At 46.5% G+C, this 20,992-nt stretch carries 15 protein-coding genes, 16 tRNA genes and 3 rRNA genes; 1 reads left to right on the top strand and 33 read right to left on the bottom strand.

Annotated features, from left to right (window positions below):
- Window positions 1-13: 13 nt before the first annotated feature.
- From KH172YL63_RS04960 to KH172YL63_RS04835, 26 genes are all read right to left on the bottom strand, one after another.
- On the bottom strand, window positions 14-739 hold the full coding sequence (locus tag KH172YL63_RS04960; protein WP_173105060.1) for a ThuA domain-containing protein: 726 nt from the start codon (window positions 737-739) through the stop codon (window positions 14-16).
- A gap of 15 nt (window positions 740-754) precedes the next feature.
- The gene (locus KH172YL63_RS04955; RefSeq protein ID WP_173105059.1) at window positions 755-2,326 is read right to left on the bottom strand and encodes a response regulator transcription factor; all 1,572 of its coding nucleotides are present in this window, start codon (window positions 2,324-2,326) and stop codon (window positions 755-757) included.
- A complete protein-coding gene (locus KH172YL63_RS04950; RefSeq protein WP_173105058.1) occupies window positions 2,307-4,118 on the bottom strand; it encodes a sensor histidine kinase in 1,812 nt (603 codons plus the stop codon). The genes KH172YL63_RS04955 and KH172YL63_RS04950 overlap by 20 nt, the downstream gene beginning before the upstream one ends.
- A 142-nt stretch (window positions 4,119-4,260) precedes the next feature.
- Window positions 4,261-5,538 carry an ABC transporter substrate-binding protein gene (locus KH172YL63_RS04945; RefSeq protein WP_173105057.1) on the bottom strand — a complete coding sequence of 426 codons (1,278 nt, stop codon included), beginning with the start codon at window positions 5,536-5,538 and terminating at the stop codon, window positions 4,261-4,263.
- An 80-nt stretch (window positions 5,539-5,618) separates the two neighbouring features.
- Window positions 5,619-6,446, bottom strand: a complete 828-nt coding sequence (locus KH172YL63_RS04940; RefSeq protein WP_173105056.1) for a carbohydrate ABC transporter permease — start codon at window positions 6,444-6,446, stop codon at window positions 5,619-5,621.
- Complete coding sequence (locus tag KH172YL63_RS04935; protein WP_173105055.1) at window positions 6,446-7,387, bottom strand: carbohydrate ABC transporter permease; 942 nt, start codon at window positions 7,385-7,387, stop codon at window positions 6,446-6,448. Before KH172YL63_RS04935 ends, KH172YL63_RS04940 begins: the two co-directional genes overlap by 1 nt.
- 509 nt (window positions 7,388-7,896) lie before the next feature.
- Window positions 7,897-7,970, bottom strand: a tRNA-Gly gene (locus KH172YL63_RS04930).
- Between the two features lie 4 nt (window positions 7,971-7,974).
- A tRNA-Leu gene (locus KH172YL63_RS04925) sits at window positions 7,975-8,058 on the bottom strand.
- Between the two features lie 8 nt (window positions 8,059-8,066).
- A tRNA-Cys gene (locus tag KH172YL63_RS04920) sits at window positions 8,067-8,140 on the bottom strand.
- 7 nt (window positions 8,141-8,147) lie between these two features.
- Window positions 8,148-8,222 (bottom strand) — tRNA-Gly (locus KH172YL63_RS04915).
- Between the two features lie 4 nt (window positions 8,223-8,226).
- Window positions 8,227-8,298 (bottom strand) — tRNA-Gln (locus tag KH172YL63_RS04910).
- 39 nt (window positions 8,299-8,337) lie between these two features.
- A tRNA-His gene (locus KH172YL63_RS04905) sits at window positions 8,338-8,413 on the bottom strand.
- 11 nt (window positions 8,414-8,424) lie between these two features.
- Window positions 8,425-8,498, bottom strand: a tRNA-Trp gene (locus KH172YL63_RS04900).
- A 10-nt stretch (window positions 8,499-8,508) separates the two neighbouring features.
- Window positions 8,509-8,592: transfer RNA gene (locus KH172YL63_RS04895), tRNA-Tyr, on the bottom strand.
- Window positions 8,593-8,609: 17 nt separating this feature from the next.
- Window positions 8,610-8,685, bottom strand: a tRNA-Thr gene (locus tag KH172YL63_RS04890).
- A gap of 15 nt (window positions 8,686-8,700) precedes the next feature.
- Window positions 8,701-8,776: transfer RNA gene (locus KH172YL63_RS04885), tRNA-Phe, on the bottom strand.
- A gap of 42 nt (window positions 8,777-8,818) precedes the next feature.
- Window positions 8,819-8,895, bottom strand: a tRNA-Asp gene (locus KH172YL63_RS04880).
- Window positions 8,896-8,974: 79 nt separating this feature from the next.
- Window positions 8,975-9,048 (bottom strand) — tRNA-Met (locus KH172YL63_RS04875).
- A 9-nt stretch (window positions 9,049-9,057) separates the two neighbouring features.
- Window positions 9,058-9,133 (bottom strand) — tRNA-Val (locus KH172YL63_RS04870).
- A gap of 23 nt (window positions 9,134-9,156) precedes the next feature.
- Window positions 9,157-9,231: transfer RNA gene (locus tag KH172YL63_RS04865), tRNA-Glu, on the bottom strand.
- 24 nt (window positions 9,232-9,255) lie between these two features.
- Window positions 9,256-9,347, bottom strand: a tRNA-Ser gene (locus KH172YL63_RS04860).
- 6 nt (window positions 9,348-9,353) lie between these two features.
- Window positions 9,354-9,428, bottom strand: a tRNA-Asn gene (locus KH172YL63_RS04855).
- Window positions 9,429-9,435: 7 nt separating this feature from the next.
- Window positions 9,436-9,552 (bottom strand): 5S ribosomal RNA (rrf, locus tag KH172YL63_RS04850).
- Between the two features lie 166 nt (window positions 9,553-9,718).
- Window positions 9,719-12,653: ribosomal RNA gene (locus tag KH172YL63_RS04845) — 23S ribosomal RNA — on the bottom strand.
- A 193-nt stretch (window positions 12,654-12,846) separates the two neighbouring features.
- Window positions 12,847-14,395: ribosomal RNA gene (locus tag KH172YL63_RS04840) — 16S ribosomal RNA — on the bottom strand.
- The 16S, 23S and 5S rRNA genes sit together here with 16 tRNA genes alongside, the layout of an rRNA operon.
- 261 nt (window positions 14,396-14,656) lie before the next feature.
- The gene (locus KH172YL63_RS04835) at window positions 14,657-15,523 is read right to left on the bottom strand and encodes a nucleotidyltransferase-like protein (protein WP_173105054.1); all 867 of its coding nucleotides are present in this window, start codon (window positions 15,521-15,523) and stop codon (window positions 14,657-14,659) included.
- 154 nt (window positions 15,524-15,677) lie between these two features.
- On the opposite strand from KH172YL63_RS04835, the gene KH172YL63_RS04830 reads away from it, so the two are divergent.
- Window positions 15,678-16,028: a YgzB family protein gene (locus tag KH172YL63_RS04830; RefSeq protein WP_173105053.1), complete on the top strand. Its 351-nt coding sequence runs from the start codon at window positions 15,678-15,680 to the stop codon at window positions 16,026-16,028.
- Between the two features lie 83 nt (window positions 16,029-16,111).
- Here the strand turns inward: KH172YL63_RS04830 and perR are convergent, their stop codons facing one another.
- The 7 genes from perR to KH172YL63_RS04795 all read right to left on the bottom strand — a co-directional run bounded on the left by perR (window position 16,112) and on the right by KH172YL63_RS04795 (window position 20,957).
- The gene (perR, locus tag KH172YL63_RS04825; RefSeq protein ID WP_269475192.1) at window positions 16,112-16,552 is read right to left on the bottom strand and encodes a peroxide-responsive transcriptional repressor PerR; all 441 of its coding nucleotides are present in this window, start codon (window positions 16,550-16,552) and stop codon (window positions 16,112-16,114) included.
- 93 nt (window positions 16,553-16,645) lie between these two features.
- Window positions 16,646-17,194, bottom strand: a complete 549-nt coding sequence (locus tag KH172YL63_RS04820) for a cob(I)yrinic acid a,c-diamide adenosyltransferase (RefSeq protein WP_173105051.1) — start codon at window positions 17,192-17,194, stop codon at window positions 16,646-16,648.
- A gap of 1 nt (window position 17,195) precedes the next feature.
- Entirely contained in the window at window positions 17,196-18,146 is a 951-nt protein-coding gene (locus KH172YL63_RS04815; protein ID WP_173105050.1) for a D-2-hydroxyacid dehydrogenase, read from the bottom strand.
- 227 nt (window positions 18,147-18,373) lie between these two features.
- Window positions 18,374-18,838: a thioredoxin-dependent thiol peroxidase gene (gene bcp / locus KH172YL63_RS04810; protein ID WP_173105049.1), complete on the bottom strand. Its 465-nt coding sequence runs from the start codon at window positions 18,836-18,838 to the stop codon at window positions 18,374-18,376.
- Window positions 18,839-18,911: 73 nt separating this feature from the next.
- Window positions 18,912-19,316, bottom strand: coding sequence for a two pore domain potassium channel family protein (locus KH172YL63_RS04805; RefSeq protein ID WP_173105048.1), 405 nt, complete (start codon window positions 19,314-19,316; stop codon window positions 18,912-18,914).
- 60 nt (window positions 19,317-19,376) lie between these two features.
- Entirely contained in the window at window positions 19,377-20,162 is a 786-nt protein-coding gene (locus tag KH172YL63_RS04800) for an ABC transporter permease (protein WP_173105047.1), read from the bottom strand.
- A gap of 3 nt (window positions 20,163-20,165) precedes the next feature.
- The gene (locus KH172YL63_RS04795; RefSeq protein WP_173105046.1) at window positions 20,166-20,957 is read right to left on the bottom strand and encodes an ABC transporter permease; all 792 of its coding nucleotides are present in this window, start codon (window positions 20,955-20,957) and stop codon (window positions 20,166-20,168) included.
- Window positions 20,958-20,992: the final 35 nt, after the last annotated feature.

The following is a 20,992-nucleotide window of genomic DNA, read 5'->3' as shown; positions in this document are numbered from 1 at the left end:
CTCCTCTTATCCTTTAGTTTGATCCTTTGATTTCTTCAAGGGGCTTGGCATTTCCGTATACAGGTCTTGCACGATCAACCGGGGATGCCCAGTTCACTGCATTGACGATAACCTTTTGGATATTTTCATTGTAGTAAGTAGGATACGTTTCATGACCAGGACGGAAGTAGAATACTTTCCCGTTCCCACGCTGATACGTGCATCCGCTCCTGAACACTTCTCCGCCCTCGAACCAGCTGACCATCACAAGCTGATCCGGTGCAGGGATGTCAAAATGCTCGCCATACATCTCTTCTTTTTCAAGCTCAATATATTCTCCAAGACCGGCAGTGATCGGATGACTTGGGTCAACAATCCAGATCCGCTCCTTCTCATCTGCTTCACGCCATTTCAGGTCGCATGAAGTACCCATCAGCGTTTTGAAGATTTTTGAGAAGTGGCCTGAATGAAGAACAATCAACCCCATCCCGTCCAGTACGCGCTGCTTTACCCGCTCAACGACTTCGTCTGAAACTTCTTCATGGGCGATATGCCCCCACCAGATCAATACGTCAGTCCCATTCAGCACGTCATCTGTCAAACCATGCTCATTTTCGTCCAGTGTAGCCGTTTTCACATTGAATGACGCTTCTCCAAGAAAAGATGCGATGGCTCCGTGAATGCCTTCTGGATACACTTCTCTCACCTTTGGATTCTTTTGTTCATGACGATTTTCATTCCATACAGTTACGTTTAACATGTTAAACCCTCCAAGTCATATGTTTGCTTTTTGCCTGTATTCATTTGGCGTATGTCCGGTATATTTCTTGAATACTTTACTGAAATATTTTTCATTTCCATATCCCACACCGTAAGCCACTTCATATATTTTCAAATATGGATTTGCCAGCAGCTTTCTGGCCTTATCCATCCGGATACCCGTCACATAATCGGTGATCGTCGCCCCATAATCCTGCTTGAACTTCCGGGAGATATATTCCCTGCTCAAGTAGAACCGGTCGGCGATATCCTGAAGGTTGATTTCCTCCTGATAATGCTGCTGCAGATATTCTTCAATCCGCTGCATATTATTCTTTTCCTTTTGATACTTCGACTGACTCAGCATCTCGACAAGCTCTTGAAATTCCTTCGTTTTTTCCTCTTTGAATTTCCGGAATGAAAACGACCCGTCCTCCCGCCAATAATCCAGGCCTTGGTAGAAGGGATCCTGACGCCTGATTTCATATTCTTTCAGCCAGTTATTCCTTAATTGCTCGAACTGATCCTCCCATACCTGAACCTGTTCAAGGGACAGTGTATGCCTACTGTCCAACAGGGAGAAGATTTCTTCCAGCTGCTCCCGGACCTGATTCATGCTCCCTGAGCGGATCGCCCATTTCAGTTCATTGGAGTGATCCAATAAATGAAGCATCGGTCCTTTCTCGAGATCTTCATGTGTGACAATCTTCTTCTCTACGAGCAAACTGTGCTTCGAATATACTTCAAGCGCAGAACTGTATGCCTCATTCACCATTTTCGACTTCTGTCCCAATGCCATGACCATGAAGACTTTGCTATACTGATAGATCAATGTATATATCTCTTCCAACAAATACGCGAGGTTCTTATCTTTCCAGAAAAGAATCACCAGCTCTTCTTCCTTGTTTCCATTCCTGAAGCAGACCCCGTCATTCTGCTTTCTGAGCAGTTCATTGCATATATTGATGAGTGTGAAAAAGGCAAGATCCCGGTCTCCCTGGAAAGACTTCATCATGATCGGCTTGATCGGCAGGAGGGCGATGGTCTTTTGCATCTTGGTGATGTTTACGCCGAACTCGTGCTCAACCTTCTCCACCATCTCTGCTGAAATGCCTTCCTTCTCGCAAAGGCTTGAAAACAGCCTTTCCCAATAAAGGGGCTTGGCTTCGTTCATCACCTGTGTATCCTCAACAAGAGATTTCCTTGAACGGGCCTGGTCGTTCCATTCCTTCACCGCTTTATCCAACGTTTCATTCAACACATCCGGCTCGATCGGCTTCAGGATATAATCGAAGCTTTTATAGAAAATCGCGTTTCTCATATATTCAAAATCATCATATCCGCTGACGACGATCGTTTTGCTTTTAAGATCTGAATCGTACAGCCACTTCAGGAGTGATATCCCGTCACGCCTCGGCATCCTCATATCGGTGAAGATAATCTCCGGCCTGTGCGCGGTGATCAATTCGATGGCCTGGTCCCCGTCTTCTGCCTCCAGGATCGTGTGGATGGCGTGCTTTTCCCAATCAGCCAATAAAAGTAACCCTTCACGTACATGCTTTTCGTCATCAATGATGATTGCTTTCATTTGCTTCACTCTCCATTCGTATTGGCAGCCTCATGGTGACCATAAAGCCTCCGTCTTCATGATTTTCAAGGGTGAGGCGGGCCCGTTCATCATAATAGAGCTTCAAGCGCACATACACGTTCTTCAGACCGATGTTCGTCTCTTCACCGGTCTTATTCCATGCAGCCGCTTTAAAATGCTCCCTGATCTCCTGTAGCCTGTCCTCTGTAACACCCACTCCATTATCACGTACGATCAGAACCAATTCGTCCCCTTCCTGATAGCCTGTCAGCGAGATGCGCCCGACCCCTTCCCGGATATCGAACCCATGCTTGAAATAATTTTCGATCAGCGGCTGAAGGATCATCTTTGGTACATGGATATCACTTACCCCTTCTTCCATTTCGACGTGATAATCGAGGTTCTCCCCGAAGCGCTCTTTTTGTAAAAGAAGGTAGGCGTTCGTGTAATTGATCTCCTGCCTTAACGGAACAACATCCTCCTCCATATTCATCCCGTACCTCATGATTTTCGAAAGGTGGGTGATCAGGGAGTAGATTTGCGGCACTTTGTTCTTCAATGCAATCGTTCCGATCGATTGCAGGGCATTATAGAGAAAATGAGGATTGATCTGGGACTGAAGGACTTTTAATTGATTCGTCTTGTTCTCAAGCTCAAGCTTATACTCACGGTTGATCAGTTGATTGATCCTCTCGATCATCTGCTGAAAACGATAACCGAGGATCCCGATCTCATCTGGACCGAATGACTGGGCCTGAACCTTCATATTCCCTTTCTCCACCTCCTGGATATGGGTTAGCAGGATACGGATCGGCGACGTAATCTTAAAGGAAACGAACAGTGTCGCAAGCACCACCAGGCTCAACCCCAGTACCCCGAATAAAATGTTGATCTTCGCCACGCTAAAGGCGCTTTCATACAGGTTCCCATAAGAAACCCTTTTCACAAGCAGCCATCCGCCTGCAGAAGCAGGCAGCTGGTCATACATCATCACGCCGTTGAATGAGTCTTCCTTCCATTCAAGCGTCCCTGATTCATGATTTGACTCAAGGATCCGCTTGATCCATTTCTGATTATTCCCGTCATCGGAAACGTCCTTATCCGAGCTGTATATCATTTCCCCCTCCGATGACAGAAGGTAGAATTCCTCAGAATCCGAGTTATATAGATTCCTGCTCAGATCAATGATTTTATCCGGGGAAATATCTAGTGAGATATAGGCGAGCACTTCCTCTCCCGGAACGTTCCGGAAAGCCCGGTGGATCGTGATGATATCCTTCGAACGGTTGATATTCTTCTCTTCCTGGCTGTACGCCGGTTCTATATACATGTTATAGGGGCTGCGCTCCGCACTTCTGAAGTTCTTCCATTCCGACTCCTTGATTTTGTTGGAGAACACAACGGTCGATCGTTTCGTGGCCGTAATGACACGGTCACCATCAGCAAATGAAATGCGTACCCCGTTGATCGTGTCACCTGTGTAGAGAATCGTTTGCACAATGTTCTTCACGATGCCGATCGTCAAGTAATTGTCACCCTCACCCGGTGACCTCATATAGTTAATAAAATCAGGATTATTATAGAGTGTGAGCGTCAGGCCGTTGAGCTCATTGATATAGCTCTCAAGATTCACCTTCCCCTGATAAAGGAGATTGCTGCTCTCCTTCACCACCTGCTCCTCCATCGAATCCTTCGTATACAAATATGTAATAATGATCGAACTGCCGAATGGCACAATCGTCGTAATCATCAACAGCACAATCAACTTATTGCGAATGCTTTTCTTAAACATGAGGGACGGACCTCCCAGGTCTCACTTATACAATCAGTATAAAGTGTTTTCCCCGGCTCTTGAAGGAGTTTTTCTAAATATTCCTACTAAACTTATAAAATAGAAAGCATGCCTTTAATAGACATGCTTTCCATTATTCTGTTTACTTCAAGTTATCCCAAGTTTGTTGGAATCGCTCAAGTACAGTGTCGTAATCGATTTTTCCAGCGGCATACTCCTGGATTGTCGCAGCAAACTCTTTGTTTGCTCCATCCGGCCATCTGAACCAAGTCCAAGGAATCGTTTTCTCCGCTTTAGAGTACTCAAGGATTGACTCTCCAAGGTCACCAAGACCGTTCGGCTCGATATTATCAAATGCCGGGATGAACGCGAATTCTTCCGTGATGTAGCGCTTGCCTGTTTCAGAAGATACCATCCAGTTTAAGAATGTTTTCGCTTCTTCAAGGTGCTCAGAGTTCTTGTTCAGTACCCAGTTATTCGGTACACCGACCGGCAGGCGGTCTGCACTGTCGTCATTGCTTACAGGGATTGGAAGGAAGCCCATGTTGATCTCAGGATTGATTTCAGTGATCATGTTCTCAGTCCAGTTACCTTGTTGAAGCATCGCTGTTTCACCAGAAGCGAATAGCGTGACTTGCGTGTTGTAATCCGTTGTTAAAGGATTATCGTTTGCATATTTAAGCTCTGTGTCCAGAACTTCTTTGAACTGCTTAAACTTTTCATTACCGACGATTTTCTCAGATCCATCATATAGACCGGCGATGAACGCTTCAGGATCTTCCTGTTGAGCAAAAGGAATGTTCAGTAAATGCTGACCGATTACCCACCACTCACCGTAACCAGCTGAGAACGGAGTGATTTTCTTTGCTTCAAGTTTCTTCGCAGCATCTTTTAACTCATCAATCGTTGCAGGAGCCTCAGTGATTCCTGCTTTTTCGAATAAATCTTTGTTGTAAACAAATCCATATCCTTCAAGGTTGACAGGCATACCATACAGCTTACCGTCTTCATCTGTCATCGGAACTTTACCGATAGGAAGAACATGCTCAACCCAAGGCTCACCTGAAAGATCAGCAAGCTTCTCTTTCCAAAGCTCTAGCTCTTTGAAACCACCATTGTTGAAAATATCAGGCTCTTCCCCAGAAGCGAATTTCGCTTTCAGTGCTGCACCGTAATCGGCACCTCCACCAACTGTTTCAAGCTTGACCTTGATATTCGGATGTTCAGCTTCGAATTCGTTGATCATTTCTTGCAATTGATCAGCAATCTCTACCTTGAATTGGAAGAAATTAAGTGTGACAACATCATCACCTGATCCTGACTCTCCACCAGAACTGTTTGACTTATCTTTAGATGAACAACCTGCAATGATTCCAAACACCAATACTAAAGACATACAAAGTAACAAAATACGTTTCATAAATGGTTTGACCTCCCTGATATAAAATATTTTATATAAATTTCTGTTTCAATGATAGCATCGTGACAGAAATTTACTATCTACTTGATGGAACCTGAAGCAATTCCTTTGATGATATGCTTCTGTAAGAATAGGAAGAATATGATGATTGGCGTAATGCCGAGCACCAGCGCCGCAAGACCCATATCCCACTGTTTCGTATACTGTGCAAAGAATGAACTTGCTGCAAGCGGGATCGTACGCAGTTCCGCATCCTGTAACACAAGAAGTGGCAGCAGGTAGTCATTCCAGATCCACAGTGTATTCAGAATGATGACTGTCACCGTAATCGGTTTCAATAACGGGAACACGATTCTCCAAAACACACCAAACTGACTGCATCCATCGATCATTGCTGATTCTTCAATTTCAATCGGAACTGTTTTCACAAATCCGTGATACAAGAACAAGGACAGCGGTACCCCGAAACCGAAGTACATGATAATCAATCCGGGAATGCTGTTCGTAAGTCCAAGCGTCCCTCCGACCTTCATCAGTGGAATCATCACCGTCTGGAACGGGATGACCATTGCAGAAACAAATACTACAAACAGGATCTTGCTGAATTTCCCTGGTGTACGGACCATTTTCCAGGCTGCCATCGAACTGATGATCACCAGGCCAATGTTACTGAACACCGTGATGACAAGGGAGTTCCAGAAGGCACGGGGGAAATTGATGACTTCCCACACCTTCGCATAGTTAGAAAACACAAATTCCTTCGGCCAGGCCGCCGCATCGATCAAGATGGCAGCGAAAGGCTTCACAGAGTTGATCAATACGAAGTAGAAAGGGATAAGGAAAATGAGCCCGATCACAATCCCGATGATCTCTAATACAAATGTTGTCTTCGTATAGCGATTGCCCATTATGCCTCAACCTCTTTCTTCTTCGTTATCATGACCTGAATCGTCGTAAACACGGCCACTACCACAAAGAACAGAATTGATTTTGCTGTTCCAAGACCATAGCGGTTATTCTGGAATGCTTCCTGATAAATATTGATCGCAACAGATTGTGTAGAATTGAAAGGCCCTCCGCCTGTCAGGGAAATATTCAGATCGAATATTTTAAAGGCCATTGAAATCGTCAGGAAGAAACAAATCGTAAATGCCGGCAGAATCAATGGGATGATGATCTTGGTCAAAAGCGTCCAATTGGATGCACCATCCATCTTCGCTGCTTCTAACAGTGAATTATCCACCCCTTGCAGAGCTGCCACATAGATGACCATCATGTAACCTGAGATCTGCCATGCAAATACGATGACAATCCCCCAGAAAGCCGTCGTTTCATCACCCAGCCACGGCATTTTAAAGAATCCGATATCCGTCATATTGCCAAGAGACGCGAACCCTTTAACGAAGATGAACTGCCAGATGAACCCAAGCAGCAATCCGCCAATAACGTTTGGAATGAAAAACACCGTACGCAGAATGTTCCGCGTCTTCAACGCTGCATTCAGAAGCAGCGCAAACCCAAATCCGATCAAGTTACTGATGATCACAGCTGCAAACATAAACTTCGTCGTGAACATAAATGAATTAAAGAAAGTCTTATCGTCCGTGAATATCTTCTTGTAGTTATCAAATCCAACCCACTCGACAACCGAGCTGACACCATTCCATGAAGTAAAAGAATAATAGACCCCCATCAAGAAAGGCAAGATCTGTATCACTAAGAAAAACAAAAGTGCCGGTCCTACAAAGGCAGCATACGTCAGCAAGCCCTTATACTTAAACTTCTTCTTCGTCACAGCCTTTAATTGAGCATCTGTGCTTACTGCTCCAGTCTGAATCTTCGTTTCCACCCGTATCACCACCCCTAAATATGTAATCGCTTTCTTACATTATAATGGCAGCGCTTTCTCATTAAGGGAGACTCAATTGACGAAGAAGGTGCACTATTTTGACTAGATAGGTTTTAGGTTGTGGTGATGGGGGTAAATAAGATGCTTGATTAAGCAACTCATGGTGGCACGAGTGGGGTGTGAAGCGTTGGGCAGCACTTTTGAAAATAAAATCGTGGAATTGAAAATAAGGGGGGCATTTTTGAAAATAAAATCACAGATTTGAAAATAAGTTGAAGTGTTTTGAAAATATGTGCTCCGGATTAACTCTCAAGACGGGTATTTTGAAGGTATAAGCCAGAGATGAAATATATACACAGTCACTTTGAACATATAATCCCAGTATTGAAGATAAATGAGCGCCATTTTAAAGCTAACACGCTCGATCCCGCTCTAAATCCCCACCGCTATCTATTTAATAAACAACAAAAAAAGCTTCCTCATAATGAGAAAGCCTGTCGTATGTAAGTTGGAGCGGGTGAAGGGAATCGAACCCTCATCATCAGCTTGGAAGGCTGAGGTTTTACCACTAAACTACACCCGCGATGTGGTACCGGTGGCCGGGATCGAACCGGCACTCCAGAGGAACACGATTTTGAGTCGTGCGCGTCTGCCAATTCCGCCACACCGGCATTACATATGGAGGCGGCAACCGGATTTGAACCGGTGATCAGGGTTTTGCAGACCCATGCCTTACCACTTGGCTATGCCGCCATATGATTGGAGCGGAAGACGGGATTCGAACCCGCGACCCCCACCTTGGCAAGGTGGTGTTCTACCACTGAACTACTTCCGCACTACTGGGCTAGCTGGATTCGAACCAACGCATGTCGCAGTCAAAGTGCGATGCCTTACCGCTTGGCTATAGCCCACTGTTAGTATATGTCACTGAATTGAAAATGTGACTTTAATGGGGCGACTGATGGGAATCGAACCCACGAATGCCTGAACCACAATCAGGTGCGTTAACCACTTCGCCACAATCGCCATAATAAAATTGGCAGGGGTAGTAGGAATCGAACCCACACCAAAGGTTTTGGAGACCTTCGTTCTACCTTTAAACTATACCCCTATAAAAAAAATGGTGGAGGGGGGCAGATTCGAACTGCCGAACCCGAAGGAGCGGATTTACAGTCCGCCGCGTTTAGCCACTTCGCTACCCCTCCATATGAGATCACTCGGATGGTGCCGGCAAGAGGACTTGAACCCCCAACCTACTGATTACAAGTCAGTTGCTCTACCAGTTGAGCTACACCGGCATCCAGTGAAACAAATGGTGGCTCAGGACGGAATCGAACCGCCGACACATGGATTTTCAGTCCATTGCTCTACCAACTGAGCTACTGAGCCATAATATTTAAATCAAATCAGCCATTATGCTTTAAAAGAAAATGGCGGTCCGGACGGGACTCGAACCCGCGACCTCCTGCGTGACAGGCAGGCATTCTAACCAACTGAACTACCGGACCAGAGTTTTTTTGCGCCAGCAAAAATAACTATCCATAGGTGACTCATCAAGGAAAATCTCCTACTGAATCAAAAATGGTATTGCGGGGACAGGATTTGAACCTGCGACCTTCGGGTTATGAGCCCGACGAGCTACCGAACTGCTCCACCCCGCGTCGATAAAATGGTGGAGGATGACGGGATCGAACCGCCGACCCTCTGCTTGTAAGGCAGATGCTCTCCCAGCTGAGCTAATCCTCCAGTATGTATATCATTTATAAAAATGGTGACCCATACGGGATTCGAACCCGTGTTACCGCCGTGAAAGGGCGGTGTCTTAACCGCTTGACCAATGGGCCATATTTATCTTTATGGAAATGTTATGGCGGAGAGCAAGGGATTTGAACCCTTGAGACAGCGTTAACCGTCTACACGATTTCCAATCGTGCTCCTTCGGCCACTCGGACAGCTCTCCATAAAATGGCTCCGCAGGCAAGATTCGAACTTGCGACCGATCGGTTAACAGCCGATAGCTCTACCACTGAGCTACTGCGGAACGATATGCCTGGCGACGTCCTACTCTCACAGGGGGAGATCCCCCAACTACCATCGGCGCTGAAGAGCTTAACTTCCGTGTTCGGCATGGGAACGGGTGTGACCTCTTCGCCATAGTCACCAGACTATTGTATGTCCTTTTTTGAGGACAAGTACTATTATATCGTTTATATGATATTTTTCAAGGTTTTTTTATACTTTCGCATAAAATTTATTCCCTGAAAACTAGATAAAGAATTGATGTCAAGAAAGCCGAATATCAGCCGATTGTTCATATAAATATGACTCTTTGTGGTTAAGTCCTCGATCGATTAGTATCAGTCAACTCCACATGTCGCCATGCTTCCATCTCTGACCTATCTACCTAGTCATCTTCTAGGGATCTTACTCACTTACGTGATGGGAAATCTCATCTCGAGGGGGCTTCATGCTTAGATGCTTTCAGCACTTATCCCTTCCGCACATAGCTACCCAGCGATGCCTTTGGCAAGACAACTGGTACACCAGCGGTGCGTCCATCCCGGTCCTCTCGTACTAAGGACAGCTCCTCTCAAATTTCCTGCGCCCACGACGGATAGGGACCGAACTGTCTCACGACGTTCTGAACCCAGCTCGCGTACCGCTTTAATGGGCGAACAGCCCAACCCTTGGGACCGACTACAGCCCCAGGATGCGATGAGCCGACATCGAGGTGCCAAACCTCCCCGTCGATGTGGACTCTTGGGGGAGATAAGCCTGTTATCCCCGGGGTAGCTTTTATCCGTTGAGCGATGGCCCTTCCATGCGGAACCACCGGATCACTAAGCCCGACTTTCGTCCCTGCTCGACTTGTAGGTCTCGCAGTCAAGCTCCCTTGTGCCTTTACACTCTGCGAATGATTTCCAACCATTCTGAGGGAACCTTTGGGCGCCTCCGTTACTCTTTAGGAGGCGACCGCCCCAGTCAAACTGCCCACCTGACACTGTCTCCCACCCCGATAAGGGGCGCGGGTTAGAATTTCAATACAGCCAGGGTAGTATCCCACCGATGCCTCCACCGAAGCTGGCGCTCCGGTTTCCAAGGCTCCTACCTATCCTGTACAAGCTGTACCAAAATTCAATATCAGGCTACAGTAAAGCTCCACGGGGTCTTTCCGTCCTGTCGCGGGTAACCTGCATCTTCACAGGTACTATAATTTCACCGAGTCTCTCGTTGAGACAGTGCCCAGATCGTTACGCCTTTCGTGCGGGTCGGAACTTACCCGACAAGGAATTTCGCTACCTTAGGACCGTTATAGTTACGGCCGCCGTTTACTGGGGCTTCGATTCGCACCTTCGCTTGCGCTAAGCACTCCTCTTAACCTTCCAGCACCGGGCAGGCGTCAGCCCCTATACTTCGCCTTACGGCTTCGCAGAGACCTGTGTTTTTGCTAAACAGTCGCCTGGGCCTATTCACTGCGGCTCTCTCGGGCTTGCACCCTACCAGAGCACCCCTTCTCCCGAAGTTACGGGGTCATTTTGCCGAGTTCCTTAACGAGAGTTCTCTCGCTCACCTTAGGATTCTCTCCTCGCCTACCTGTGTCGGTTTGCGGTACAGGCACCTTTTCCCTCGCTAGAGGCTTTTCTTGGCAGTGTGGAATCAGGAACTTCGCTACTATAATTCGCTCGCTATCACAGCTCAGCCTTCACGATGACGGGATTTGCCTCATCATCAGCCTAACTGCTTAGACGCACATATCCAGCAGTGCGCTTACCTTATCCTCCTGCGTCCCCCATTGCTCAAACGGAAAAGAGGTGGTACAGGAATATCAACCTGTTGTCCATCGTCTACGCCTATCGGCCTCGACTTAGGTCCTGACTAACCCTGAGCGGACGAGCCTTCCTCAGGAAACCTTAGGCATTCGGTGGATGGGATTCTCACCCATCTTTCGCTACTCATACCGGCATTCTCACTTCTAAGCACTCCACCAGTCCTTACGGTCTAGCTTCGCAGTCCTTAGAACGCTCTCCTACCACTGACACCTAAAGGTGTCAATCCACAGCTTCGGTGATACGTTTAGCCCCGGTACATTTTCGGCGCAGAGTCACTCGACCAGTGAGCTATTACGCACTCTTTAAATGGTGGCTGCTTCTAAGCCAACATCCTGGTTGTCTAAGCAACTCCACATCCTTTTCCACTTAACGTATACTTTGGGACCTTAGCTGGTGGTCTGGGCTGTTTCCCTTTCGACTACGGATCTTATCACTCGCAGTCTGACTCCCATGGATAAGTCTTTGGCATTCGGAGTTTGTCTGAATTCGGTAACCCGATGAGGGCCCCTAGTCCAAACAGTGCTCTACCTCCAAGACTCTTACACATGAGGCTAGCCCTAAAGCTATTTCGGAGAGAACCAGCTATCTCCAAGTTCGATTGGAATTTCTCCGCTACCCACACCTCATCCCCGCACTTTTCAACGTGCGTGGGTTCGGACCTCCATTCAGTGTTACCTGAACTTCATCCTGGACATGGGTAGATCACCTGGTTTCGGGTCTACGACCACATACTCAAATCGCCCTATTCAGACTCGCTTTCGCTGCGGCTCCGTCTTATCAACTTAACCTTGCATGGGATCGTAACTCGCCGGTTCATTCTACAAAAGGCACGCCATCACCCGTTAACGGGCTCTGACTACTTGTAGGCACACGGTTTCAGGTTCTATTTCACTCCCCCTTCCGGGGTGCTTTTCACCTTTCCCTCACGGTACTGGTTCACTATCGGTCACTAGGTAGTATTTAGCCTTGGGAGATGGTCCTCCCAGATTCCGACGGAATTTCACGTGTTCCGCCGTACTCAGGATCCACTCAAGAGAGAATGAAGTTTCAACTACAGGGTTGTTACCTTCTTTGACGAGCCTTTCCAGACTTCTTCGTCTACTTCATTCCTTTGTAACTCCGTATAGAGTGTCCTACAACCCCAAGAGGCAAGCCTCTTGGTTTGGGCTACATCCCGTTTCGCTCGCCGCTACTCAGGGAATCGCAATTGCTTTCTCTTCCTCCAGGTACTTAGATGTTTCAGTTCCCTGGGTCTGCCTTCCATACTCTATGTATTCAAATATGGATATTGTTCCATTACGAACAATGGGTTCCCCCATTCGGAAATCTCTGGATCAAAGCTCACTTACAGCTCCCCAAAGCATATCGGTGTTAGTCCCGTCCTTCGTCGGCTCCTAGTGCCAAGGCATCCACCGTGCGCCCTTCATAACTTAACCGAATTGGTTGTTACATAAGGTTTAAAACCTAAAATGGCGATACTTGGTAATTTCTTGACTATCAATTTATCTTTATCTAGTTTTCAAAGAACAAATTTCTGTCTCAGAAGAGACAAAAAGTTTTGATGATCATTAAACCATCAAAACTGAACAAAACTTCGACTGTCAAACGTTTTAGTTAAATCTTCCTTAGAAGGGAGGTGATCCAGCCGCACCTTCCGATACGGCTACCTTGTTACGACTTCACCCCAATCATCTGTCCCACCTTAGGCGGCTGGCTCCAAAAGGTTACCTCACCGACTTCGGGTGTTACAAACTCTCGTGGTGTGACGGGCGGTGTGTACAAGGCCCGGGAACGTATTCACCGCGGCATGCTGATCCGCGATTACTAGCGATTCCAGCTTCATGCAGGCGAGTTGCAGCCTGCAATCCGAACTGAGAACGGTTTTATGGGATTGGCTAAACCTCGCGGTCTTGCAGCCCTTTGTACCGTCCATTGTAGCACGTGTAGCCCAGGTCATAAGGGGCATGATGATTTGACGTCATCCCCACCTTCCTCCGGTTTGTCACCGGCAGTCATCCTAGAGTGCCCAACTGAATGCTGGCAACTAAGATCAAGGGTTGCGCTCGTTGCGGGACTTAACCCAACATCTCACGACACGAGCTGACGACAACCATGCACCACCTGTCACTCTGTCCCCCGAAGGGGAAAGCCCTATCTCTAGGGTTGTCAGAGGATGTCAAGACCTGGTAAGGTTCTTCGCGTTGCTTCGAATTAAACCACATGCTCCACCGCTTGTGCGGGCCCCCGTCAATTCCTTTGAGTTTCAGTCTTGCGACCGTACTCCCCAGGCGGAGTGCTTAATGCGTTAGCTGCAGCACTAAGGGGCGGAAACCCCTAACACTTAGCACTCATCGTTTACGGCGTGGACTACCAGGGTATCTAATCCTGTTTGCTCCCCACGCTTTCGCGCCTCAGTGTCAGTTACAGACCAGAAAGTCGCCTTCGCCACTGGTGTTCCTCCAAATATCTACGCATTTCACCGCTACACTTGGAATTCCACTTTCCTCTTCTGCACTCAAGTTCCCCAGTTTCCAATGACCCTCCACGGTTGAGCCGTGGGCTTTCACATCAGACTTAAGGAACCACCTGCGCGCGCTTTACGCCCAATAATTCCGGACAACGCTTGCCACCTACGTATTACCGCGGCTGCTGGCACGTAGTTAGCCGTGGCTTTCTGGTTAGGTACCGTCAAGGTGCCGCCCTATTCGAACGGCACTTGTTCTTCCCTAACAACAGAGCTTTACGATCCGAAAACCTTCATCACTCACGCGGCGTTGCTCCGTCAGACTTTCGTCCATTGCGGAAGATTCCCTACTGCTGCCTCCCGTAGGAGTCTGGGCCGTGTCTCAGTCCCAGTGTGGCCGATCACCCTCTCAGGTCGGCTACGCATCGTCGCCTTGGTGAGCCGTTACCTCACCAACTAGCTAATGCGCCGCGGGTCCATCTGTAAGTGGTAGCTAAAAGCCACCTTTCAACATTCCCTCATGCGAGGGAATGAATTATCCGGTATTAGCCCCGGTTTCCCGGAGTTATCCCGATCTTACAGGCAGGTTACCCACGTGTTACTCACCCGTCCGCCGCTGATATCAGGGAGCAAGCTCCCATCAATCCGCTCGACTTGCATGTATTAGGCACGCCGCCAGCGTTCGTCCTGAGCCAGGATCAAACTCTCCGATAAAAGTTTGAATAGCTCTTTAAAATAAATCTAGAATTAACGTTGACGTATTGTCTTGTTTTGTTCAGTTTTCAAGGTTCAATGTGAAAGCGCTTCGTTGAAGCGACTTTATTATCTTATCAAGCCGTTGTAATATTGTCAACAACTTTTTAAGTGTTTTTTTAAGTCGCCACTGACCGCTCTTTGCTGTCGTTCAGCAGCGACAAATAATAATATATCAAGGTTTGATAGTGAAGTCAACGGTAATTTAATATTTTACTATAATTATTTTGCCACCCGGTAGTAGCGGTGGTAGATGCCCTGCCCTTTCGTTTCTACATCCACGATTTCAACAAAGCCTTTATCAGTTAAATATTCAATGAGCATGCTGAGGTCAACCGAGTAATGCTTCGCCTCTGAATGATTGAGCAGATCCTGGAATGTCCAATGTTCTTTCTGGTCCAGGATATTCAATAGATGCTCCGCTGAAACCTTTGTTCTTGAATGAATGAGGAACTCACTTGCCAGGAACAGCAGTTCTAGTCTTTTATCGATTTCTTCATCACTCGTCACCAGTTCTTCATATAGTTTATAAATCTCAGGCTCTATTTGTTTGACTTGGTTCCAGACGGTCACTTCTGGATGGAAGCCATTTTCAATCACTGCAAGCCTCGCCAGATGATGCAGGGAATGGACGATATGATTATAGGCATCCAGATAATGCCTGCTTTCGAAGAATTCTTTTCCGTCCATGTACCGGCGGATAAGCTTGGCAAATTCCATACCCATCTTTATCTTCCTTCCATAGAAAGGGAAATCCCGCAGCTCGGTTTTAAGATGATGAATATATTCATTTCGGTCGAACAGTACTTTCCCGTTTAACAGCCAGTCGATCACTTTACGGTTCGACCCGAGTAAAATCCACTCATTCAGTTTCGCTTCTGTTACGATATGTAACGCTGCCTTTTGTTCTTTATAAGAATAATGTTTGATGAAAACCGGTTCGTCGGATTCCTTTACGACAAGGAACAGGACGATGTCAAATGTATCGGTCAAGGGACTTGATTTCTTGCTTTGTTCTATTAAAAGCGCTCCTAAAGTATTCGGGTGACTTGTACGCTCTTGGTATATCGGTCGTAATATATCTTCCATTTCATACTCCTCCACATCACTCATTGGTTGGTAACTATTTCGACACTCACAGGGTATTTCCTTCTCCTATTATAGTCATTTTTCGACAAAATGGTTTCCTATCCCTCTTCCTTCAGTAAATATGGTATAGTATTTTTTTAGGAGGGACAAACAAATGGCTAAGAACTATTCGAGTAAAATCAATAAAATCCGTACGTTTGCCTTAAGCTTAGTGTTCATCGGATTCATCATTATGTACATAGGTATTTACTTCAAAAGCCACCCATGGGTCATGACCATTTTTATGATGCTCGGTTTTCTCGGAATCATCGGGAGCACAGTCGTCTATTTCTGGATCGGGATGCTTTCCACGAAGGCGGTTCAGGTGACCTGCCCGAATTGCGGGAAAGTGACGAAAGTTCTTGGGCGTGTAGATATGTGCATGTATTGCAATGAACCCCTCACACTTGATCCGGATCTTGAAGGTGAAGAATTTGATGAGGACTATAATAAAAAGAAACGATAAGTTTAAATGAGAAAAGACCTTCCGCGGAAGGTCTTTTCTCATTTGAACAAAAAAAATGGTTCTGATGACAGAACCATTCTCAACTAGTGTGTTTCTTTTGCTGAACATTCAGCACAGGTTCCGTAGATCTCCATGCGATGGTTGCTCACTTTGAATCCAGTGACATGTGATGCAAGCTGCTCCACTTCGTCAAGACCCGGATAATGAAAGTCGACCATTTTCCCGCAGCCGTCACAGATGACATGATAGTGATCAGTCGTCACAAAGTCAAAGCGGCTGGAGGCATCACCGTAAGTCAGCTCTTTAACCAATCCTACTTCCCGGAAAACACGCAAGTTATTATAAACAGTCGCTACACTCATATTAGGGAATTTCCCTTCAAGTGCTTTATATATGTCATCGGCAGTTGGATGGGCCATTGAATCAATGAGAAACTCTAAAATCGCATGACGTTGAGGAGTGATACGGACTCCCGTTTCCTTTAATGTCGAAATCGCTTCTTTTAATTGTCCTTCTTCAGACATCGTCATGCACCTCTTTTCATAAGAATTATTAGTTTATAATCTTTATAAATAGTGTACTAACCAACAGTCCCTTTTGTCAATCTTTCTCCCGGATCACTCATGTAAGTTCTTTTCCTGTTCCCCCAGCTGCAGATTGATGTAGCGCCCCGCAACAAATAAATAATCGGAAAGGCGGTTCAGGTAGGCCATGACCAATGGATTGATCTCTTCATCGATTCCGACCGCTTCTCTTTCAGCTCTTCTCACGATCGTTCTGGCCGTATGAAGAGCAGCTCCTGATGGATGTCCCCCGGGAAGGATGAAATTACTGAGCGGCTGCAGCGCTCCGTCCAGGAAATCAATCTGTTCTTCCAATTCCTTGATATGAGATTCTTCGAGCTTCCACTTCACTTCTTTTCCCTGTGGTGTGGCAAGTTCTGCTCCGACGTGAAAAAGGATGGTTTGTACTTTATGGAAGAAAGCTTCGAATGCTTCTTTTCCTTCAAAGTATTCGGATTTGATATAACTTAGACCCAACCCGATCATTGAATTCGCTTCATCACATGTTCCGTAGGCTTCCACGCGCTGATCTTTTTTAGACACACGCGTTCCATATACCAATGACGTTGTACCCTTATCCCCGGTTTTTGTATAAATTTTCATCTTAATAACCCCTTTCCAGATCAATCACGTTAGTAAAGTTTTCCCCATTCTCACTGTATGTACGTAAATTCTTTTTAAATATATCCAGCGCCCTTGGCATGTAGTTGCCTGTGATGCTGGACAGATGAGGCGTCACGGTGATCCCCTCCGCCTTCCAGAACGGATGCTCTTTCGGAAGCGGTTCATGATTGAATACATCCAGATAGAAATGTCCGATCAACTTCCTTTGAAGCACTTCGAGGAGGACGGAATCTTCTAACAGATCTCCACGGCCGATATTGATAAACACTACCCTGTCCTTCATGCGGTCAAAGTGGTCAACAGTGAGGAGGCACTTCGTTTCATCCGTGCTCGGTAAAACAGATACGATATAATCGGCATCGGGAAGGACGCCGCTGAAGGTATCGAGTGTGAACATACTGTCAAAATGGTCCCTGTCCGTGCCCGAAGAATTCACTCCGCTTACGTTCATGTGAAAGGCTTTTGCCAACCGGGCAATTTCACCTCCGATTGCTCCGGCACCCAAGATGAGGAGGTTCTTTCCGTGAATTTCAGAGGTTGCGAGCCTTCTGCTCCACAGTCCTTCCTTTTCCTGTTCCCACACAGACTGTAATTGTTTTGCATGCTGAAGAATTAACCCGAAAGTGAATTCCGCCATCGGAATTTTATGAATGCCCCTCGCATTGGTCACAAGTATGCCCTTTTTACGGATGGCTTCGAACGGCATCTTCTCCAGTCCTGCCGAGGTGACCATGATCCATTTACAGCTTACACATTTATCAATGATGTCACCGGTTAAATCTTCCCCCATCGTCACAATTACCTCTGCACCCGGCAGTTCGCTTCCTGCTTCAGTGATGCGACGGAAGAAGAGGAACTCCATGCCCGGAAAGCCGCTCTTTAAGTCCTGAATTTGCTCTTCCCTCGGTTGAAATGTAAAGAGTATTTTCATGAGGATCTCCTCCATCTGTTATTGCTCCTTATTTTACCATAGACAGCAGCCTGGCCCCTAGTTGGAAAACGGTTTGCTCCATAAAAAAGAGGACCGACCTGGTCGATCCTGTTATACGGATGAGACTGACTTATTTGAGGAGGTTGCCCTACTCTTACTATATGTCCTTATCCATCTTGTGAATGGACAAAAGCCTCACCGGTTTCAAATTAGGCTTGAAAATAGGCTTATGAAAGGTTCTCCTGGATATACTCCAGTGCTTCTTCCACGTGTCCCTTCACTCTTACCTTTCTCCATTCTTTCACAAGGTTGCCTTCTTTATCGATGATGAAAGTCGAACGTTCGATTCCCATATATTCTTTCCCGAAGTTTTTCTTCAGCTTCCACACGCCGTACTTCTCTGCCACTTGGTGATCTTCGTCCACAAGCAGTAAAAAAGGGAGGCCGTGCTTGTCTCTGAATTTTTCATGTCTTTCAATCGGATCCGGGCTCACCCCAAGGATGACCGCATCAAGATCTTCGAAGTTCTCATGCTGATCCCTGAAATCACATGCCTGTGTCGTACAGCCGGGCGTCATGTCCTTCGGGTAGAAATAAAGGACGACGTTTTTCCCTTGATAATCTGATAGCTTTACTTTTTCTCCATTGCTTGCAAGCAGTTCGAATTGTGGTGCTTTTTGACCTACTGTCATGGTTCATCCCTCCATTGGAAAATTCGCTCTGATTTTAGACTACCCAATAGAAGGGAAAAACTCAAACCATACGCTACTTGTTTTCATAGTTGAGGAACGATTTCACAACGAAGGCTGCAGGGATTGTATAACCGAGCCACGATTCGATGAGGGCGATCCCCCTTCCGATCCCGACAGGCGTCACATCCCCGTAACCTACCGAGAAAAGGGTGATTCCGCTAAAATACATCGTCGTGAAAAAATGATCGAGGAAATCCCCTGTCACAGGGGTCCCTCCTTCAACGAGTATCGGGATCCCCTCCAGTTCAAGGAGCGTGAACAGGAGACCAAATCCGATCATAATCGTGATGTAACTCATCCCCAGAAATAAAAAGTGATGCAGTGAAACGTGATGTTCTTTCCACCTTGAAGGATAGAATAATGCCCGAAGGCTCATGACCATGCAAAACAAAATGAAGAACACAATGATATAAAGCATGCGCATACCCTCTTTTTCTGCTTGTCATAGTATATGTACGCGCATCTTTATGGAATCATTCTAATTACCTGCACCCCGGTACCTTTTAACACCTTCATTCCACAGCACAATCGAAAAGATGAAAAACCCGATGCCTACGAATGGGGTTAAAAACGAATAATGGTACCATTCAGCCTTTTCAAGGAAAAATGCAGATGGGTACACACCGACGAAGGCAAATGGAAGGATCCAGGTGAGAACAAACCTGATGACAGTGTTGTAAATATCAACCGGGTATCTTCCGTAATTCCCGATATTGTACATCATCGGCATGATGGACGTTTTCGCATCCGACCAGAAGGCGATGCTTGCGAGGGAAATGAAGATTCCCGCATAAACAAGCGCACCGCCGAACACGAAGATGATGAACAGGATCGGTTCGTACCAATCGAATGTGATATCAAGCCTGCCCCCTGCATAAAACATGACGGCCATTCCGGTGATCACGCCGAAAAGCGATTCCAACTCCATCCGCTCTAAGATCACCTGGAACAAGCTGTGGATCGGCCTTGTCAGGATCCGGTCGAATTCCCCTTTTACCACGTAACGATCGTTGAAATCCCATATGTTGAAGAACGAACTGAATAATGCAAACGGCACGAGGAAGAATCCGTATATGAATATGATTTCATCCCTCGTCCAGCCGCTCAACAGCTGGGTGTGGCCGAATACGACGAGGATGAATATGAGGTTCACTGCCTGAAAGAGAAGGTCTGACAGGATCTCGACGATTAGATCGGCTCTATACTGTAATCTTGTTTTCATATATTGGGCGACGTATTGAAAGAACATTTTCATATAAAACATCGGTCACCCTCCTTGAATAATCATTTGTTTTTTCGCAATGATCCAAAGCACTTTAATCGGAATCAAGAGGATCAAAGACCATACTCCCTGCATCATGATGGCATTGAAAGCTTCCGAGGTTTGAAACCCGTTGGTGAAGATCATGCTCGGAACATAGCTGATGCTTTGAAACGGCAGGTATCCCATCACGTCCTGTGCCCACATCGGAAAGAAATGGATCGGGAGCAATAAGCCTGAGAACAAATCGATCACCACACGCTTCGCCCGGATCAATCCGGCATTGTTGAATAGAAAGAAAGTCGTAATACCGGTCAATAAGTTGATCTGCGTATTAATGATGAAGCTGAAAAGAATCGAAATGGCGAATAAGCCCAGCGTATCAAACCCTGTACCGATTTGGAGCGGGAAAATTAAGCTGACGATGATCATGCCCGGGAATGAGAAAAACACCAATCGAAAGACTCCTTCCCCGAGACCTTGCATCGTTTTCATGCCAAGGTAGTTATAGGGCCGGATCAATTCGACGGCTACCTTCCCCTCCTTGATTTCCTGTGCGATTTCCCTGTCGATATTGTTAAAGTAAAAGGCCCTCGCCATCCAGGAGACGGCGACATATGTGGTCATCTGGATGACCGACAGTCCTTCGATATCCTGTTTGCCCCCGTAAATGGCCTGCCACAGAAAATAATAGGCGCCGATGTTGATACTATAGATCAGGATGCCACTATAATAATTCGTTCGGTAGGCAAGCATCATCAGGAACCGGATGCGGATCATTTCAATATATTTAGCCATGATGACCTCCTCTCCCACGAATCATAACGGCTGCT

Origin of the sequence: Bacillus sp. KH172YL63 (genome assembly GCF_011398925.1) — a bacterium.
Classification (GTDB): Bacteria; Bacillota; Bacilli; order Bacillales; family Bacillaceae_B; genus Rossellomorea.
The sequence above is the reverse complement of the archived record's forward strand: the minus strand, read 5'-3'. Positions and strand labels throughout refer to the sequence as shown.

Bases quoted from the DNA above. Each gene is read 5' to 3' on its own strand.
- KH172YL63_RS04960 (WP_173105060.1), bottom strand. From the start codon at position 739: ATGTTAAACGTAACTGTATGGAATGAAAATCGTCATGAACAAAAGAAT.
- perR (WP_269475192.1), bottom strand. From the start codon at position 16,552: ATGTCTGAAGAAGGACAATTAAAAGAAGCGATTTCGACATTAAAGGAA.
- KH172YL63_RS04950 (WP_173105058.1), bottom strand. From the start codon at position 4,118: ATGTTTAAGAAAAGCATTCGCAATAAGTTGATTGTGCTGTTGATGATT.
- KH172YL63_RS04815 (WP_173105050.1), bottom strand. From the start codon at position 18,146: ATGAAAATACTCTTTACATTTCAACCGAGGGAAGAGCAAATTCAGGAC.
- bcp (WP_173105049.1), bottom strand. From the start codon at position 18,838: ATGACAGTAGGTCAAAAAGCACCACAATTCGAACTGCTTGCAAGCAAT.
- KH172YL63_RS04830 (WP_173105053.1), top strand. From the start codon at position 15,678: ATGGCTAAGAACTATTCGAGTAAAATCAATAAAATCCGTACGTTTGCC.
- KH172YL63_RS04835 (WP_173105054.1), bottom strand. From the start codon at position 15,523: ATGGAAGATATATTACGACCGATATACCAAGAGCGTACAAGTCACCCG.
- KH172YL63_RS04945 (WP_173105057.1), bottom strand. From the start codon at position 5,538: ATGAAACGTATTTTGTTACTTTGTATGTCTTTAGTATTGGTGTTTGGA.
- KH172YL63_RS04795 (WP_173105046.1), bottom strand. From the start codon at position 20,957: ATGGCTAAATATATTGAAATGATCCGCATCCGGTTCCTGATGATGCTT.
- KH172YL63_RS04800 (WP_173105047.1), bottom strand. From the start codon at position 20,162: ATGTTTTATATGAAAATGTTCTTTCAATACGTCGCCCAATATATGAAA.
- KH172YL63_RS04820 (WP_173105051.1), bottom strand. From the start codon at position 17,194: ATGAAAATTTATACAAAAACCGGGGATAAGGGTACAACGTCATTGGTA.
- KH172YL63_RS04955 (WP_173105059.1), bottom strand. From the start codon at position 2,326: ATGAAAGCAATCATCATTGATGACGAAAAGCATGTACGTGAAGGGTTA.
- KH172YL63_RS04940 (WP_173105056.1), bottom strand. From the start codon at position 6,446: ATGGGCAATCGCTATACGAAGACAACATTTGTATTAGAGATCATCGGG.
- KH172YL63_RS04805 (WP_173105048.1), bottom strand. From the start codon at position 19,316: ATGCTTTATATCATTGTGTTCTTCATTTTGTTTTGCATGGTCATGAGC.